Source organism: Streptomyces sp. T12, assembly GCF_028736035.1.
Lineage (GTDB): Bacteria > Actinomycetota > Actinomycetes > Streptomycetales > Streptomycetaceae > Streptomyces.
This window is the reverse complement of record NZ_CP117866.1, coordinates 1485733-1501758: the sequence shown is the minus strand read 5'-3', so window position 1 is coordinate 1501758 and position 16026 is coordinate 1485733. Positions and strand designations below refer to the sequence as shown.

General features: G+C 71.7%; 14 protein-coding genes and 1 pseudogene. 7 read left to right on the top strand and 8 right to left on the bottom strand.

The window, feature by feature from the left end; translation table 11 throughout:
* Window positions 1-175: 175 nt before the first annotated feature.
* Complete coding sequence (locus PBV52_RS06560) at window positions 176-1750, bottom strand: alkaline phosphatase (protein ID WP_274237338.1); 1575 nt, start codon at window positions 1748-1750, stop codon at window positions 176-178.
* A 149-nt stretch (window positions 1751-1899) separates the two neighbouring features.
* Window positions 1900-3429, bottom strand: coding sequence for a PLP-dependent aminotransferase family protein (locus PBV52_RS06555; protein WP_274237337.1), 1530 nt, complete (start codon window positions 3427-3429; stop codon window positions 1900-1902).
* Window positions 3430-3476: 47 nt separating this feature from the next.
* Between PBV52_RS06555 and PBV52_RS06550 the strand changes: the two are divergent.
* A pseudogene (locus PBV52_RS06550) lies at window positions 3477-4265 on the top strand (EamA family transporter); the annotation flags it as partial.
* Between the two features lie 93 nt (window positions 4266-4358).
* Here PBV52_RS06550 and PBV52_RS06545 read toward each other — a convergent pair.
* Window positions 4359-5189, bottom strand: coding sequence for an alpha/beta fold hydrolase (locus tag PBV52_RS06545; RefSeq protein WP_274237336.1), 831 nt, complete (start codon window positions 5187-5189; stop codon window positions 4359-4361).
* 204 nt (window positions 5190-5393) lie between these two features.
* On the opposite strand from PBV52_RS06545, the gene PBV52_RS06540 reads away from it, so the two are divergent.
* Both PBV52_RS06540 and PBV52_RS06535 read left to right on the top strand, forming a co-directional pair.
* The gene (locus PBV52_RS06540; RefSeq protein WP_274237335.1) at window positions 5394-6278 is read left to right on the top strand and encodes an RNA polymerase sigma-70 factor; all 885 of its coding nucleotides are present in this window, start codon (window positions 5394-5396) and stop codon (window positions 6276-6278) included.
* 171 nt (window positions 6279-6449) lie between these two features.
* Window positions 6450-7211, top strand: a complete 762-nt coding sequence (locus PBV52_RS06535; RefSeq protein WP_274237334.1) for a GntR family transcriptional regulator — start codon at window positions 6450-6452, stop codon at window positions 7209-7211.
* Between the two features lie 110 nt (window positions 7212-7321).
* On the opposite strand, the gene PBV52_RS06530 is transcribed toward PBV52_RS06535, so the two are convergent.
* The 3 genes from PBV52_RS06530 to PBV52_RS06520 all read right to left on the bottom strand — a co-directional run bounded on the left by PBV52_RS06530 (window position 7322) and on the right by PBV52_RS06520 (window position 10481).
* On the bottom strand, window positions 7322-8479 hold the full coding sequence (locus PBV52_RS06530; RefSeq protein WP_274237333.1) for an ROK family transcriptional regulator: 1158 nt from the start codon (window positions 8477-8479) through the stop codon (window positions 7322-7324).
* A gap of 155 nt (window positions 8480-8634) precedes the next feature.
* Window positions 8635-9297, bottom strand: coding sequence for a response regulator transcription factor (locus PBV52_RS06525; RefSeq protein WP_274237332.1), 663 nt, complete (start codon window positions 9295-9297; stop codon window positions 8635-8637).
* Window positions 9298-9311: 14 nt separating this feature from the next.
* Entirely contained in the window at window positions 9312-10481 is a 1170-nt protein-coding gene (locus tag PBV52_RS06520) for a sensor histidine kinase (protein ID WP_274237331.1), read from the bottom strand.
* 108 nt (window positions 10482-10589) lie between these two features.
* Between PBV52_RS06520 and PBV52_RS06515 the strand changes: the two genes are divergently transcribed.
* From PBV52_RS06515 to PBV52_RS06505, 3 genes are read left to right on the top strand one after another with little or no spacing between them, the layout of a single operon-like run.
* Window positions 10590-11510, top strand: a complete 921-nt coding sequence (locus PBV52_RS06515; RefSeq protein ID WP_274237330.1) for an ABC transporter ATP-binding protein — start codon at window positions 10590-10592, stop codon at window positions 11508-11510.
* A gap of 2 nt (window positions 11511-11512) precedes the next feature.
* Complete coding sequence (locus tag PBV52_RS06510) at window positions 11513-12238, top strand: ABC transporter permease (RefSeq protein WP_274237329.1); 726 nt, start codon at window positions 11513-11515, stop codon at window positions 12236-12238.
* A 41-nt stretch (window positions 12239-12279) separates the two neighbouring features.
* Window positions 12280-12708: a hypothetical protein gene (locus PBV52_RS06505; RefSeq protein WP_274237328.1), complete on the top strand. Its 429-nt coding sequence runs from the start codon at window positions 12280-12282 to the stop codon at window positions 12706-12708.
* A gap of 4 nt (window positions 12709-12712) precedes the next feature.
* Here PBV52_RS06505 and mug read toward each other — a convergent pair whose 3' ends face one another.
* Together mug and purB are read right to left on the bottom strand one after the other, a co-directional pair.
* Entirely contained in the window at window positions 12713-13261 is a 549-nt protein-coding gene (gene mug / locus PBV52_RS06500; RefSeq protein WP_274249292.1) for a G/U mismatch-specific DNA glycosylase, read from the bottom strand.
* The gene (purB, locus tag PBV52_RS06495) at window positions 13258-14700 is read right to left on the bottom strand and encodes an adenylosuccinate lyase (RefSeq protein WP_274237327.1); all 1443 of its coding nucleotides are present in this window, start codon (window positions 14698-14700) and stop codon (window positions 13258-13260) included. Before purB ends, mug begins: the two co-directional genes overlap by 4 nt.
* A 578-nt stretch (window positions 14701-15278) precedes the next feature.
* Between purB and PBV52_RS06490 the strand changes: the two genes are divergently transcribed.
* Window positions 15279-15971, top strand: coding sequence for an LPXTG cell wall anchor domain-containing protein (locus PBV52_RS06490; protein ID WP_274237325.1), 693 nt, complete (start codon window positions 15279-15281; stop codon window positions 15969-15971).
* The last annotated feature ends 55 nt before the right edge of the window (window positions 15972-16026 follow it).

Genomic DNA, 16026 nt, shown 5'->3' with positions numbered 1-16026 from the left:
AGAGGTGACCACTGACAATCGGTCCTGACCTGCGAAAACCCGGTGTGGGAGGGGGAGTTCGGCAGGAGTCCCCCACGGCCAGGACGACCGTGCCGCACACCACCGTGCCGCACACCGGGGGATGACACCGGTGCGCGGCACGGGTTTCAGGCTACGGGAGATCAGGCTACGGGAATCACTGACCGACCCGGCCCGGCTGCAGCACCTGCGTGAACAGCACGGTGCCGTCCGACTCGCGCAGGCGCACCGTCAGCTCGCCGCTGCCGCCGTCGATGTCGACCTCGCCGAAGAACTGGTAGCCCCCGGCGGGCGAGACGTTCGCGGTCGTCGGCGCCTTGATGAACACCCGCTCCGGGCCGAAGGTGTTGTCCAGGGTGTTCGCCGGGAACGCGCCCGCGTTGAGCGGGCCGGAGACGAACTCCCAGAACGGCGCGAAGTCGGTGAAGGCCGCCCGCGACGGCTGGTAGTGCTGGGCCGAGGTGTAGTGCACATCCGCGGTCAGCCACACCGTGCCCGTGATCCCGCGGTGCTTGATGAACCGCAGCAGCTCGGCGATCTGCAGCTCACGCCCCAGCGGAGCCCCCGGGTCGCCCTGAGCGACGGCCTCGATGTTCGGCTTGCCGTCGCCGGTGTCCGGTACCACCAGGCCGAGCGGCATGTCGGAGGCGATCACCTTCCACACCGCACGGGAGCGGGACAGTTCACGCTTGAGCCAGTCCAGCTGCTCGGCGCCCAGGATGCCCTGAGCGTCGGTGGCCTGGTCGTCCGTCGAGTTGGCGTTGCGGTAGGTCCGCATGTCCAGCACGAACACGTCCAGCAGCGGACCCTGATGGATCACCCGGTACACGCGGCCGTCGGGGCGGCGCAGGGTCGAGATCGGGAAGTACTCCGAGAACGCCTGCCGGGCGCGAGCGGCCAGGACGTCGACGTTCTTCTCCGTGTAGCGGGCGTCGCCGAGGATCTCACCCGGGTACCAGTTGTTGGTCACCTCGTGGTCGTCCCACTGGATGATGGACGGGACCTGCGCGTTGAACCGCTTGAGGTTCTCGTCCAGCAGGTTGTAGCGGAAGTTGCCGCGGAACTCGGCCAGCGTCTCGGCGACCTTGGACTTCTCCTCGGTGGTGATGTTCCGCCAGGTGCTCCCGTCGGGCAGGGTGACGGCGGCCGAGATCGGTCCGTCGGCGTAGATGTTGTCGCCGCTGCAGATGAAGAAGTCCGGGTCCAGCGCGGCCATCGCGTCGTAGATCCGGTAGCCGCCGAAGTCCGGGTTGATGCCCCAGCCCTGCCCGGCCAGATCGCCCGACCACACGAAGCGCACGCCGTCACGCCGCCGCGCGGAGGGCGTACGGAAGGTGCCGGTGACCGGCTCCCCGGTGCGGCGCGGGTCGTCCGGGTCGGCGAGCAGCACGCGGTAGTGGATCTGCTCGCCGGACGGCAGGCCGCGCAGCCGGGTCGTGCCGGTGAAGTCCGTGTCGGCGCCGAGCAGCGGGCCCTGCCATCTGCGCGGGTTGCGGAACGACTCGGTCGCGGACGTCTCGACGATCATCCGGGCCGGACGGTCCGACCGCACCCACACCAGCCCCGAGTCGCAGGTCACGTCTCCCGCCTGAACGCCCCAGCCCGCCTTGGGGCGACCCGACAGGGCGAACGCCGGTGCCGAGCCGAGCGCCGGGGGCAGGGTGAGCGCCGCCGAGGCGGCGAGCGAGCCGCGCAGGACGCTGCGACGACCCGGGAACGGACGGTGTGACATGGAGGCCTCCAGGGGCGGGATCCGGCCAGTGTGCAGTGCCACAACTACTGGTGCGCCGCAGCGCACACGGAAACCACAAGTGAACAACTGACCGCATCGGCAAGGAACCCGGGGAGTCATGCGGGAGACAGGCAGACGTACGGTTCCGGTCACCTACCGGCAGCTGCGGCGCCCCGGCCGGCGACCGCCTCGGCCATCAGCCGTACGCCCGCCCGGATCCGGGCGGGCGACAGGTGCGCGTATCCCAGGACCAGCCGCACGTTTGGCCGGCCGCTGTCACCGGCACGCGCGTGTGCGTAGTCCGTCAGGGGGCGCACCGCGACACCGGCCGCGGCCACGCGCGCGAGGAACCGCTCCTGGGGTCCGTACCGTTCCGGCAGTGCGGCGATGACGTGCAGCCCCGCGGCGATCCCGGTCACCTGCGCGCCCGGAAAGTGCTCCTCCAGAGCGGCGACGAGGGTGTCGCGACGCTCCCGGTAGGCGCGTTGGCAGCGGCGCAACTGGCGGTCGTAGTCACCACGCTCCAGGAACCGGGCGAACAGCGCCTGATCCAGGGTCGGGTAACCGAGATCCATGGTGCGTTTGCGCTCGACGACCTCGTCGGCCAGTAACTCCGGCACGAGCAGCCAGCCCAGCCGCAGGCCCGGAGCGAGGGACTTGCTGACCGACCCCGCATACGCGACGCGTTCCGGGTCGAGTCCCTGGAGTGCCCCGACGGGGGCGCGGTCGTACCGGAAGTCGCCGTCGTAGTCGTCCTCGAGGACGAAGCCCTCGACGGACCGCGCCCAGTCGAGCAGCTCGGTGCGACGACGGGCGGAGTAGGCGATGCCGGTGGGGAACTGGTGGGCCGGTGTCGTGACGACGGACCGTACGCCCGACTCCCGCAGTGGCCCCATGGCGAGCCCCTCGTCATCCAGCGGCAGCGGCAGGGTGGTGACGCCGGCGGCGGCATAGAGGGCGTCGTGCTGCGGGCTCCCCGGGTCCTCGACGCCGACTTCGCGCATCCCGCGCGCGTACAGCACGAGGCCGAGCAGCGTCGTCGCCTGCGCCACGCCGGAGACGACCACGATGCGCTCGGGGTCCGCGACGACACCTCGCCGGCGAGCGAGCAGTTCGGCGAGTGCCGTACGCAGCCGGGGCAGCCCGCGCGGGTCGGGATAGCCGAGCTCGTGGTGCGGCAGCTCGGCCAGCACCCCGCGCTGGGCCGCCGCCCACGCGGCACGCGGGAACAGCGACACGTCCGGCGTCCCGGGTACGAAGTCGGCCCTGGCGTCGGTGGAGCGCGGAGCGAGGTCACGCGCGCGTGGCCGGGCGGCCCGTACGGCGTCGCCCACCCAGGTCCCGGCACCCCGGCCGCTGCGCAGATAGCCCTCCGCCGTCAACTGTTCGTACGCCTCGGTGACCAGCCCGCGCGACACACCGAGGTCGGCGGCGAGATCCCGGCTCGACGGCAGCCGCGTACCTGGCGTGAGCCGCCCCGACCGCACCGCCTCACGCAACGCCGCCTGCAGCGAACGCCCTCGCGCGCGTGCAGGCGCCGACGCTGCCGGCAGGAGCAACTCCCAGGCGGGGGAGGGCACATGACGCTCCGCGTCGCCTGCGGAGGGTGCCGTAGAGGGCGTTGTGCGCTCGGTCTGCCCGGCCGGCCCCCCGGCGGAATTGGTCTCCGATGGAGTCATGAAAGTGGACCTTAATCCGGACCGCGGCGGTTCCTAGCGTCGCTGCCATGAACGCCACCACCACGCGCGGTGCCCTGCTCGCCGCGCTCGCCTGTGTCCTTGTCGGAGGGTCCTTCACCGCCAACAGCCTCCTCGGCGACTACCCGTACGCAGGCGGCCAGTCCCTGCGCTACGGCCTCGCCTGTCTCCTGCTCGTCCCGCTGGCGGGGCGCGACGCCACGGCCCGGCTGCGGGTACTCGCCGCCGGTCAGTGGGCCCGCCTCGCGGTGCTGGCGGCCGTCGGCATGGTCGGCTTCAACCTCGCCGTCATCGCCGCCGAGCGCACGGCCGAACCGGCGGTGCCCGGTGTCTTCGTCGGCTGTGCGCCCGTGGTCGTGGCCGTCGTCGTCCCTCTGCTGGACGGACGCCGCCCCCAACGCACCGTCCTGTACGGGGCGTTGATCGTGGCTGCGGGCGCGTTCGCGGTGCAGGGCTGGGGCCGTACGGACGGCACGGGTATCGCCTTCTCCGCGTGCGCGCTCGTGGGCGAGGTCGGCTTCGCGGTCCTCGCCGTGCCCGTGCTGCGGCCCCTGGGACCGCGGCTGCTGTCCGCCACCGTGTGCGGGATCGCCGCCGTGGAGTCCGCGGCGGCAGGGCTGCTGCTGGACGGCACCGCGTGGCTGCGGCGCCCCGACGCCACGGAGACCGTCGCGCTGCTGTGGCAGGCGGTGGTCGTGACCGTCGTCGGCTTCGTGTGCTGGTACATCGGCATGCAACGGATCGGCGCCGAGCGCGCCACGCTCTTCTCCGGCCTCATCCCGGTGGCCGCCGCCTGCACCGCCCCGCTCGTCGGAACCGGCTCCTACGGCGCCGTCCAAGCCCTGGGCAGCGCGCTCGTCGGCGCCGGAGTCGCCCTGGGCTCCGGCGCGTTGACGCGTGCCCCGCGCGGGTCAGCGGCTGCCGTCGAGGATGACGCGCGCGACCAGGGCCGGGTCGTCGTTCATCGGGCAGTGGCCGCAGCCGGGCAGCCTGACGAGACGCGCCCGGGGAATGATCTGCTTGGCGCGCACCCCTTGCCGGCGCACGAGCAGCCGGTCCCTGCTGCCCCACGCCACGGTGACCGGGATCCCGGGGATGTCGTCGGCGAACTGGACGGTCCGGCCGGCCCGGAGGGTCTGATCGAAGCCCGTGGCCCGCGCCAGCGCGAGGGTCTCGGCGACCACGGCCTCGGGTGAACGGCGGCCCGGGCGGGCGTAGATCGAGCTCGTCAGGGCCGTACGACCGGCCGCCGACCGGGACAGCCGCTCCACCAGCGGCACCGGCAGCCGCCGGGAGATGTGCCGCATCGCGAGCAGCACGCCGAAGGCATAGCGTCGCTCGGCCTCGGACCAGAACCCGGCCGGGGACAGCGCGGTGACGGACCGCACGAGCTTCTCGCGGCCGAGCTCCAGCGCGATGAGTCCGCCCAGGGAGTTGCCCACGACATGCGGCCGGTCGAGTTCCACGGCCTCGCAGAAGGCCGCGAAGACGGCCGTCGTCGTGGCCAGGTCGTAGCTGAGGCTGTCCGGCAGGCCGGGAGACGCGCCGAACCCGGGCAGGTCCACGGAGATCACGTCACGCTCGGCCGCCAGGATGTCCACCACCGGGTCCCAGACTTGCCGGTGGTGACCGATGCCGTGCAGCAGGAGCAGTGGTTCACCGTGCCCCACGCGCGCGTAGTCGACGGTCACGCTCTGCGGGCCGCGGGGAGAGGGGACCTCGAAGGAGACGGTGGCGGACATGGGGTGCTCCTCGTCTGGGACATGCTGACGGACGGCTTAGACAGCTTGTCAGCAATTGCTACCGACGGGTAGCCCCTGGTGGCCGCCGACCTGGAAGACGGATGGCCCCTCAACGCGTCCCGCGCCCCACGGGATTGAATCCTTCATGCCCGGCGGCGCCGATTTCGCCTGGACACGGCCGGACGCGTCGGCTGGGATGGTGAGGTGACCACCGACACCGAGACCGACGTCTTCGAAGAGCACCGCCCCGTTCTCCTGGGGGTCGCCTACCGCATGCTCGGCCGCGTGGCCGACGCCGAGGACGTGGTGCAGGAGGCATGGTTGCGCTGGTCCGGCGCCGACCGGTCACAGGTGCGCGAACCGCGCGGTTACCTGGTGCGCATCACCGCACGCCTCGCCATCGACCGGCTGCGCCAGGTCAAGGCGCGGGGTGAGACCTATATCGGCCCCTGGCTGCCGGAGCCGTACGTCACCGACTTCGGGCACACCGTCCCGGACAGTGCGGAGCGGGCCGTCCTCGTCGACTCCGTCTCCCTCGCCGTCCTCGTCGTCCTGGAGTCGCTGTCACCGCTGGAGCGGGCGGTGTTCGTCCTCAGGGAGGCCTTCGGCTATCCGTACGCCGAGATCGCCACCATGCTCGACCGCGGCGAGGCGGCGGTGCGGCAGCTGGCCGGGCGGGCCCGCAAGCACGTCGACGAGCGGCGGCCGCGCTACGAGGTGGACCCCACCCAGCGACGCGATCTGACCGAACGATTCCTGGCCGCGGCCGCGGGCGGCGACCTGGAGGGGCTCATGTCCCTGCTGGCCCCGGACGTCCGCCTCGTGGGCGACAGCGGAGGGAAGGCCAAGGCGCCGCTGCGGGTCCTGGAGACGGCCGACAAGGTGGGCCGCTTCATCGTAGGCGCCGCGCGCAAGGGCGCTGCCGATCTGTCCTGGCGCTTCCTGGAGATCAACGGCGGACCCGCGGTGCTGGCCCTGTCCGGGGGCAAGCCCGATGCGGTCTTCCAGCTGGACGTGCTGGACGGGCGCGTCCAGGCCGTTTACATCATTCGCAACCCCGACAAACTGACGTCGCTGGCGACGGAGTAGATCCCGCCGCCGCGTCACGGACGCGGCGGCGCGCGCCGCCGCCGTGAACGTTCCCGGCTATTGGTCTTGACCAACCCTCAGGGCCGCCCTATGGTCGCAGAGAAGTGAAACAACCTTTAATAAACAAGGGCGCTAAAACGCCGATGGGCCACGGCGATTGCGGAGGACAGGGTGGGGACCACGCAGCTGGAATCGGTGCCGGAACCGAAGTACTGGCACCTGAGGACCGTGCTCACTGAGGCACTGGAATCCGAGTTCTCCGTGGGCGAGATCCTGCCCAACGAGCGCGACCTGGCCGCCCGCTTCGGCGTCGCCCGGGCCACACTCCGCCAGGCACTGGAACAGCTCGAACTGGAAGGCAGGCTGCAGCGCCGCCGCGGTGTCGGTACGACCGTCGCGCCGCCGCGCGTGGGAGTCGCCGTCGGCACCGAGCAGCACGCCTGGCCGGGTGCGGCCGACGACGTCTGGCAGCCCGTGGACTGCGCACTGGCGGCTCCGCCCGCGTCCGTCGCCGACGCCCTGGAGAGCGGCCGGGACGAGCCCGTGCACATCGTGCGCCGCTCCCGCGTGACGCACGGGCAGCCCGTCGCCGCCGAGCTGCTGTACATCCCGCAGTCGTCGGTGCCCGACCTCTCCGCCATCGACACCCCGTCCGGAGCGGCACGCGCGCGTGCCGTGCTGCGCGAGCTGCAGCGCCGGGAACTGGAGGGCCAGGAGAACGCCGTCGAGCTGGGCTCGGCCCGCGCCGACGACGCCAAGGAGCTGGACCGTCTGCCGGGGGCGCCCGTCCTCGTCGTGACCACCCGCTACATCGCCGAGGGCCGCACCGCGGCGCTCTCCGTCGCCACCTACCGCGCGGACACGTGCCGGCTGACCTTCGGTGACTCCGGCGGCGTGGAGATCCACCAGGACCCGGAACGCCGGGCGTCCTGACCGCCGTACCGGCACATGCCTCGCACCCCGGAGCCACTCCGGGGCGCGACGCGTTCACCAGCACACCTGGCACTGCACCGGGGCGGTCCGGCGGCTGACCTCCGAGCGCGTCAGCGCCGCGCCGTCACCGTCCCCTCCACCGCGAACAGCTGCTCCTCCACATGGTCGAGAGCCAGCCGCAGCGCGCCCGTCGCCACCGCCGCCTCGCCGAGCAGGGACAGGGCGACCTTCGGCGGGCGCAGGCAGTAGCGGGCCAGCTCGCGCCGCAGGGGCTCCAGTACACCGTCCAGCCCGGCCGCCCAGCCGCCGACGACGACCAGCTCGGGGTCGAGGGCGAGGACGAGGGCGGCCACGTCGTGGACGAGACGCTGGATGAAGCGGTCGACGGCCGCGCGGGCCCCCTGGTCGCCCTCTCGGGCCTGCGCGAAGACCTCCGCGACGGCGTGCTCGTCGAGGGGCCGCAGCGGCTCGTCCGTGGTGGACAGCAGGGTCTCCGGAGTCGCCTCACGACCCAGCAGATGCAACGCGCCGATCTCGCCGGCCGCCCCGCCGAAGCCCCGGTGCAGTTGCCCGCCGATCAGCGACCCGGCGCCCGGGCTCAGCCCGGCCAGCACGAACACGACATCGTCGGACTCGGTGGCCGATCCCTTCCAGTGCTCGGCCACCGCCGCCGCGTTGGCGTCGTTCTCCACCAGCACCGGGCACTTGAAGGACCGGCTCAGCCGCTCGCCCAGCCGCAACCCCGTCCACTCGGGCAGCGCGGCGCCGAGCCGCACGGTGCCGTCCGCCTCGACGATGCCCGGCGTCGCGACGCCCACGGCCCGCAGCGAGCTGCGTGCGACACCGGCCCGGCGCAGCAGTTCGGCGACCGCGGTACGCAGCCGTTCGAGCCGCTCGTCGGCCGGAGCCGTCTCGTCGACGTCCTTCGCGATGGAGCCGAGCACCCGGCCGTCCAGGTCGGCGAGGAGCGCCGCGACCCGATGCGACCCGATGTCCACGCCCAGCAGATGACCGGCCTCGGCCCGGAACCGGAACCGTCGCGCGGGCCGCCCCTGGCGCCGTACGACACTCTCGTCGGCGGCCTTCTCGACGACGTAACCCGCCTCGATGAGGCCCTCGACGACGCCCTCGACCGTCGGGCGGGACAGCCCGGTGACCCGGGTGATCTCCGTCAGTGTCGCGGCGTCCGTGGCACGCAGCGCGTGCAGCACCACCGCGGAATTGATCCTTCGCAGCAGCGAGGGATCCCCGCCGGTCAGCTGCCCCAACGTCCGTCCTCCCAGCTCGTGCGCATGTTGGGCGGATGCTACTCGCCGGGGCGGGCGCGGGCGAGGGGTGGGCACCCTCCCGCCTACTGACCGGTCCGTTCACCGGCACCGCCGAACCGGCCGTCGGGCCACGCCGCTCGCCCCGCCGGCCCGGATCACCCCGGCGCCACGAACCCCGACTCGTACGCCGTGATCACCGCTTGCGTGCGATCCCGCGCCCCGAGTTTGGCCAGGACGGCACTCACATGCGACTTCACCGTCTCCGTGCCGACGACCAGCCGGGCGGCGATCTCCGCGTTCGACAGGCCGCGCGCCATCAGCCGCAGCACCTCGGCCTCCCGCTCGGTCAGCCGGGCCCGCTCCAGTACGGCGCGCGCCGCCCGGTTCCCGCCGTCGTCGCCGTACTGTGCGGCGAGCTGCCGCACCGAGGCGGGGAACAGCAGCGACTCGCCCTCGGCCACCAGCCGCACCGCGTGCACGATCTCGGCCGGCCGGGCCCGCTTCAGCAGGAAGCCGTCGGCGCCGGCCCGCAGCGCCTCGTACACGTACTCGTCGTTCTCGAAGGTCGTGATGACGACGATCTTCGGCGGCTCGTCGACCGTCCGCAGCACCGCGCGCGTGGCCTCGATCCCGTCCAGCAGCGGCATCCGTACGTCCATGGCGACCACGTCCGGCCGCAGCTGCCGCACCAGCGGAATCACCGCCGCCCCGTCGGCCGCCTCCCCGACGACCTCGATGTCGGGCTGCGCCTCCAACACCGCCCGCAGACCGGCGCGTACGAGGGGTTCGTCGTCGACGAGGAGAACGGTGACCGGCATCCGGTCAGCGTAGATCAACCGAGGGGCAGCTCCACATGTACCTGCCAGTCACCTTCGGCGGGACCGGTCCGCGCGCGTCCGCCCAGCAGGGCCGCGCGCTCGCGTATCCCGCGCAAGCCGCTGCCTCTGCCGGGCCCGGGTATGTCGGCGGTGAGCGGATTGCGGACCTCCAGGCCGAGGGTGCCGTCCGTGACCTCGATGCGGATCCGCACCGGGACGGCGCCCGCGTGCCGCAGCACATTGGTCAGCGACTCCTGGAGGATGCGGTAGCCCTCGCGGGAGACCGGGCCCGGCACCGTGTCCAACGGCCCGGTCAGGTCGACGTCGACCTTCGCGCCGGAGGCACGCGCGGACTCCAGCAGACGGTCGGCGTCCGTGAGCGTCGGCCTGCTGCTGACCGGGCGCTCGGACTCGCGCAGGATGCCGAGGACACGCTCCAGGTCCTCCAGCGCGGCCCGGCCGGTCTCCTCGATGGCGTCCAACGCCCGGTCGGTGAAGGCGGGGTCGCCCGCCGCCCGCGCGGCACCCGCCTGCACCACGGCCACGGTCAGGGCATGGCCGATGGAGTCGTGGAGTTCGCGGGCGATGCGGGTGCGCTCCAGAAGCTGCTCGGTGCGCTCCTCCAGGGCGGCCAGGCGCTCGGCGGGGGAGGGGCCCAGGAGCCGGTGGGCGAGAGCGGTGATGAGCCGGCCCGAGCCGACCACGGTCAGCGCCAGCGCGACCAGCGCCACGGGCGCGAGCAGGACGTGCCACCAGTGGTGGCCGTCGAGGTGGAGCAGCACGCTTCCCTCGGCGCCGCGGCCGAGCCCCGACAACACCAAGTCCACCGAGGCGATCAGCAGTTGGACGGTGAACATCGAGGTCGCGCAGCCGAGCAGGAGCCGCGCCTCCAGCCACACGACAAGCCGCCCGCGGTCACTCCAGGAGGCGGACGGCGCGACGACGATGTCGGTGCTCGCACTGTCGTGCCGGTGACCGGTCAGCAGCAGCCTTGCCTGCAGCCCCTCCACGGTGCGCATCGCGGGCACCAGCCCGGCGGGGGCGAGCAGCACGGCCGCCAACACCCAGGTCCACCACGCTTCCTGGATGAACAGCAACATCGACGGCCACACGATGGCGATGAACAGATGCAGCAATCGTGTGTACGTCACCGCCCGGCCGAACGGGCGCAGCAAGCGGACCATTTCGTCATCGTGCCAGCCACCACTGACAACGGACCTCCCCCGCACGGGGGAGACGATCTCCTCGGGCGGGGGAGTCCCTGACCCGTCACGAACGGCCAGGCTGCTGCCATGACCAGCATCGACGTCCAAGACCTCACCAAGGAGTACGGCGCCCGCCGGGCCGTGGACCACCTCACCTTCCACGTCGAGCCCGGCCGCGTCACCGGCTTTCTCGGCCCCAACGGCGCCGGGAAGTCCACCACCATGCGGCTCGTGCTCGGCCTGGACCGGCCGACCTCCGGAACCGCCACGATCGGCGGCCGCGCCTACGCGACGCTCCACGAACCCCTGCGCCATGTGGGCGCGTTGCTCGACGCCCAGGCCGCGCACGGCTCCCGCACCGCTCGTGACCATCTGCGTGTCCTGGCCGCGAGCAACCGCATCCCGAACCGCAGGGTCGACGAGGTGCTGGAGGAGACGGGCCTCGCGTCGGTCGCGCGTCGGCGGGTGAAGACGTACTCCCTGGGCATGCGCCAGCGGCTCGGCATCGCCGCCGCCCTCCTCGGCGACCCTGAGGTGGTCATGCTCGACGAGCCGTCCAACGGCCTCGACCCCGAAGGCATCATCTGGATACGCCAGTTGCTGCGTCGCCTCGCGGGGGAGGGGCGCACGGTCCTGGTCTCCAGCCACCTCATGAACGAGACCGCGTCCTTCGCCGACCGCCTCGTGGTCCTCGGCCGGGGTCGCCTGCTGGCCGACACCCCGATGCGGGAGTTCATCCACGCGCGCGTGGAACCCCGCGTCCGCATCCGCACCACGGACGCCACCGCCCTCAAGACCGCCCTCGCCCGACACGGCCACGATGCCGTCCAGCACGAGGACGGGCACTGGAGCGTGCACCACGCGCGCGTGGACGACATCGGCCGCCTGATCTCCCAGGCAGGCGTCCCCGTCCTCGAACTCGCGGCGGAAGAAGGCACGTTGGAGCAGGCCTATCTGGACCTGACCGCGACCGAGGCCGAGTTCACCGCACCGTCGCAGGAGGCCTGACCATGGCATTCGCACCCGTGCTCCACACGGAGTGGCTCAAGATCCGTACGCTGCGATCGCTCCCGGGAGCGCTGCTGGCACTGTTCGCCGTGACCACAGCGTTCTCCGCCATGGCCGGTGTCTCCGAGGACTCCGACCCGGAGTTCGACGCTCTCTTCATGGCGCTGTCCGGTGTCCTGCCGGGCCAGATCGCGGCCATCTCCTTCGGCGCGATGGCTGTGTCGGCGGAGTACCACGGCGGTGCGCTCCGGCTCTCGCTCGCCGCGGTCCCGCAGCGTGGACGGTGGTTCGCCGCCAAGGTGACGGCCATCGCCGTGCCGACCCTGCTCGTCGGACTGGTCACCGCCTTCACCGCGCTCGTCGTGGCACGGGCGGGACTCGGCTCCGCCGCGAGCGGGCTCACCGTGGCCGAGCAGGTGCGCGGGGTGGTGGGCTGCGGCATCTATCTCATGCTGATGGCCTTGTTCGCGGCCGGCCTCACCGCCCTGCTGCGCAGCGGTGTCGCCACGCTGTCCATTCTGATCCCGTTCATCCTCGTGGTGTCGTTCGTGATCGGCGACGCCGCGGGCACCGTCGCGGACTTCCTGCCGGACAGGGCGGGGCAGATCGTCCTTCACCAGACCTACGACGGCACCCTCGGGCCGTGGTCGGGACTGACGGTGACCGCTCTGTGGACGGGGGCCGCGTTGCTGGCGGGGGCGTGGAGCGTGCGGCGACGGGACGCCTGACGGCACGCCAATTGTCAGTGGGGCCGGGTTTACTGGACCACATGGACATCGCACGGCACATCGCCCTCGTCGACGAGCTGTGCTTCCGCCCGTTCGCGGCGGAGCACACCTCGTGTGACGGAGGCGGGAGCGGACCCGGCTACCACGTCGTGGTGTTGGAGAGCAGTCAGGGTGACTGTGGGACGCGTGCGGCGACGGTGGAGCAGTGCGAGAAGTACCGCGACGCCCTGTACGAGCAGTTCGCGCCCCGCTGGGGAGAGACGCATCCCTACAACCTGCAGACCATAGTGCTGCGCACCGCACAGGAGGAGATACCCGAGCCCTGGGCCTCGCTCAGCGCCCGCGCCCGCTTGGCCTACCTCTGGGAAGCACAGGGAACAGGTCGTTGGGTCGCAGTCGTTGTCGCCGACCGGGACGAGGCCGATGACGTGAAGCTCATGGCCGTAGTCACGGCAGTCGACCCACCGTGACTCGTCAGCCCTCTTCCGCCGCCACCCGCAACCGCGCGAACTCCTCCGCCATCGTCGCCGCCGTCCAATGCGCGTTCAGCCCGCTGGGATTCGGCAGCACCCACACGTGCGTGTCCCCGATCGCCCGCTCCTGCGGGCCGACCTGAGCCTTGCGGTCGTCGAAGGCGGCCCGATACGCGGTGACGCCCACCACGGCCAGCCACCGCGGCCGTAGCCGCGTCACCTTCGCCGCCAGCAGCCGCCCGCCCTCGCGGTACTCCTCGGCGCTCAGCTCGTCGGCCCGCGCGGTCGCCCGCGCGACGACGTTCGTGATGCCGAGCCCGTAGGACGGCAACTCACCCTGTTCCGACGGCTTCATGAGCCTCGGCGTGAAACCGGACAGGTGCAGGACCGGCCAGAAACGGTTGCCGGGGCGGGCGAAGTGATGGCCGGTCGCGGCCGTCATCAGACCGGGGTTGATGCCACAGAACAGCACGTGGAGGCCGTTCGCGACGACGTCCGGCACCAGACGGTCGCGAGCGGCCTCCAACTCCTTTGCGGTGAAACGCGTCAGAGGATCGCCCCGGGCGTGTACCCCGCGGCCTCGGGGCGCTGCTTCACGATCTCCTCGATGCGGCCCACGACGACGCCGACCTGGTCGGCCGCGGCGCCCGTGAAGGACAGCTTGTCGGCCATCAGCGCGTCCAGCTGGTCGCGGTCGAGCGGGATGCGCTCGTCGGCGGCGAGCTTGTCGAGCAGTTCGTTGCGCTCGGCGCCCTGCTCGCGCATCGCCAGCGCGGAGGCGACGGCGTTCTCCTTGATCGCCTCGTGCGCCAGCTCACGGCCCACGCCCGCGCGCACCGCGCCCATCAGCACCTTGGTGGTGGCGAGGAACGGCAGGTAACGGTCCAGTTCACGCGCCACGACCGCCGGGAACGCACCGAACTCGTCGAGCACCGTCAGGAACGTCTCCAGCAGACCGTCCAGCGCGAAGAACGCGTCCGGCAGCGCGACCCGGCGCACCACCGAGCAGGACACGTCGCCCTCGTTCCACTGGTCGCCGGCCAGTTCACCGGTCATCGAGGCGTAGCCGCGCAGGATCACCATCAGGCCGTTGACGCGCTCGCAGGAGCGGGTGTTCATCTTGTGCGGCATCGCGGAGGAGCCGACCTGGCCCGGCTTGAAGCCCTCGGTCACCAGCTCGTGCCCGGCCATCAGCCGGATCGTCTTCGCCAGCGACGACGGCGCCGCCGCCAGCTGCACCAGCGCGGTCACGACCTCGTAGTCGAGCGAGCGCGGGTAGACCTGGCCGACCGAGGTGAACGCCTGCGAGAAGCCCAGGTGCCCGGCGATCCGGCCCTCCAGGTCCGCCAGCTTCGACGCGTCCCCGCCGAGCAGGTCCAGCATGTCCTGAGCCGTGCCCACCGGGCCCTTGATGCCGCGCAGCGGGTAGCGGCCGAGCAGCTCCTCGACCCGGCCGTACGCGACGAGCAGCTCGTCGGCGGCGGTCGCGAAGCGCTTGCCCAGCGTCGTGGCCTGCGCGGCGACGTTGTGCGAGCGGCCGGCCATGACCAGCTCGCCGTACTCACCGGCCAGCTTGCCGAGGCGCGCCAGGACGGCCACCGTACGGTCGCGCACCAGCTCCAGCGAGAGCCGGATCTGCAGCTGCTCGACGTTCTCGGTGAGGTCGCGGGACGTCATGCCCTTGTGCACGTGCTCGTGCCCGGCGAGGTCGTTGAACTCCTCGATCCGCGCCTTCACGTCGTGCCGCGTGACCTTCTCGCGCTCGGCGATGGAGGCCAGGTCGACGGTGTCGAGAACGCGCTCGTAGTCGGCGATCGCCTCGTCCGGCACCTCGATCCCGAGGTCCTTCTGGGCCCGCAGCACGGCGAGCCAGAGCTGCCGCTCGAGCTTCACCTTCTGCTCGGGGGACCAGAGCGTGGCGAGCTCGGTGGAGGCGTAGCGTCCGGCGAGGACGTTCGGGATGCGGGGCTTGGCGGGCGCAGAAGTCACGTGTACGGAGTTTACCCGCCGCCCAGAGGGGCCCGGATCGTCCCTACGGTCCAGAGCGGCCCAGGTCAGCAGCGCTCTGGACAGCGTTCCTGTGCCGGTCCACGAGACGGATATGAGACGGACGCCGCTTTCGCTGTCGGAGTGAGGACGTCGGCCGCATACGGGCGATCGGGTGAATTCCCTGGCCGTCGACGCGTCCTCGTTTCCGGGGCCTCCCCATCTCGTTCATAGTCTGCAGGTCGTGGCGAGTGTGAACGTGCGGCATCACGGCTCCTGCGATGACCTCGTAAATCCCGGCAATCGACAAGATCGCGTCAATGACCGACGTCGGCTTCCCCATTCCGCCTGAGAGAAAGACAACGAGAATGCGACAGGCCCTGACCAGGGGGTTGATCGTGGCCGCTGCCGCGACAAGCGCCCTGTCTCTATCCGGCACGTGGGCGTCCGCTGCCCCAGGCATGCAGGGGACCGTGGTGAACTCCGCCGCTGCTCTGTCGGGCCGTACGGATCCATGGGAGCCGGACGGGTTGGACGGGCTGGATGAAAAATTCGGCCAGATGCAGGAAAAGTTCGGCGCGATGCAGGACAAATTCTATGAGCTGAATGACAGATTCACCGCGCCGGATTTCCCGGAGCCCGCCTCCGAACACGACACCTCCGGATATGGCAACTCCGGCTACGGCGCCGAGAAGCCGAGCAGCCACGGCTACGGCTACGGCGACGAGAAGCCGAAGGACCACGGCTACGGCAAGGAGGAGCCGAAGGATCACGGCTACGGCAAGGAGGAGCCGAAGGGCCACGGCTACGGCAAGGAGGAGCCGAAGGGCCACGGCTACGGCAAGGAGGAGTCGAGCGGCTACGGCTACGGCGACGAGAAGCCGAAGGACCACGGGTACGGCAAGGAGGAGTCGAGCGGCTACGGCTACGGCGAGGAGGAGTCGGGCGGCTACGGCGACGACGAGTCGGGCGGCTACGGGTACGGCAAGGAGGAGTCGGGCGGCTACGGCTACGGCGAGGAGGAGCCGGACGGCTACGGCTACGGCGAAGAGGAACCGCACACACCCGACCCCACGCCCAGCGAGCCCAACACGCCACCGCCTCCCCACAAGCCCACCCCGCCCAAGGCACCACCCGCGAAGCCGGATCACCCCCAGATGCCCGAGACCGGCACCAACACCGGAGCCATCGTCGGAGGCATTGCCGGCAGTGGGGCGCTGCTGGTCGGCGGAGCCTTCCTGTACCGGCGAAGCCGGGCCGCGCGCCAGCAGTAGCGCACACCTGTGACAGCGCCCGGTGCCCCGCCAGGGAGCACCGGGCGCGTCGCGT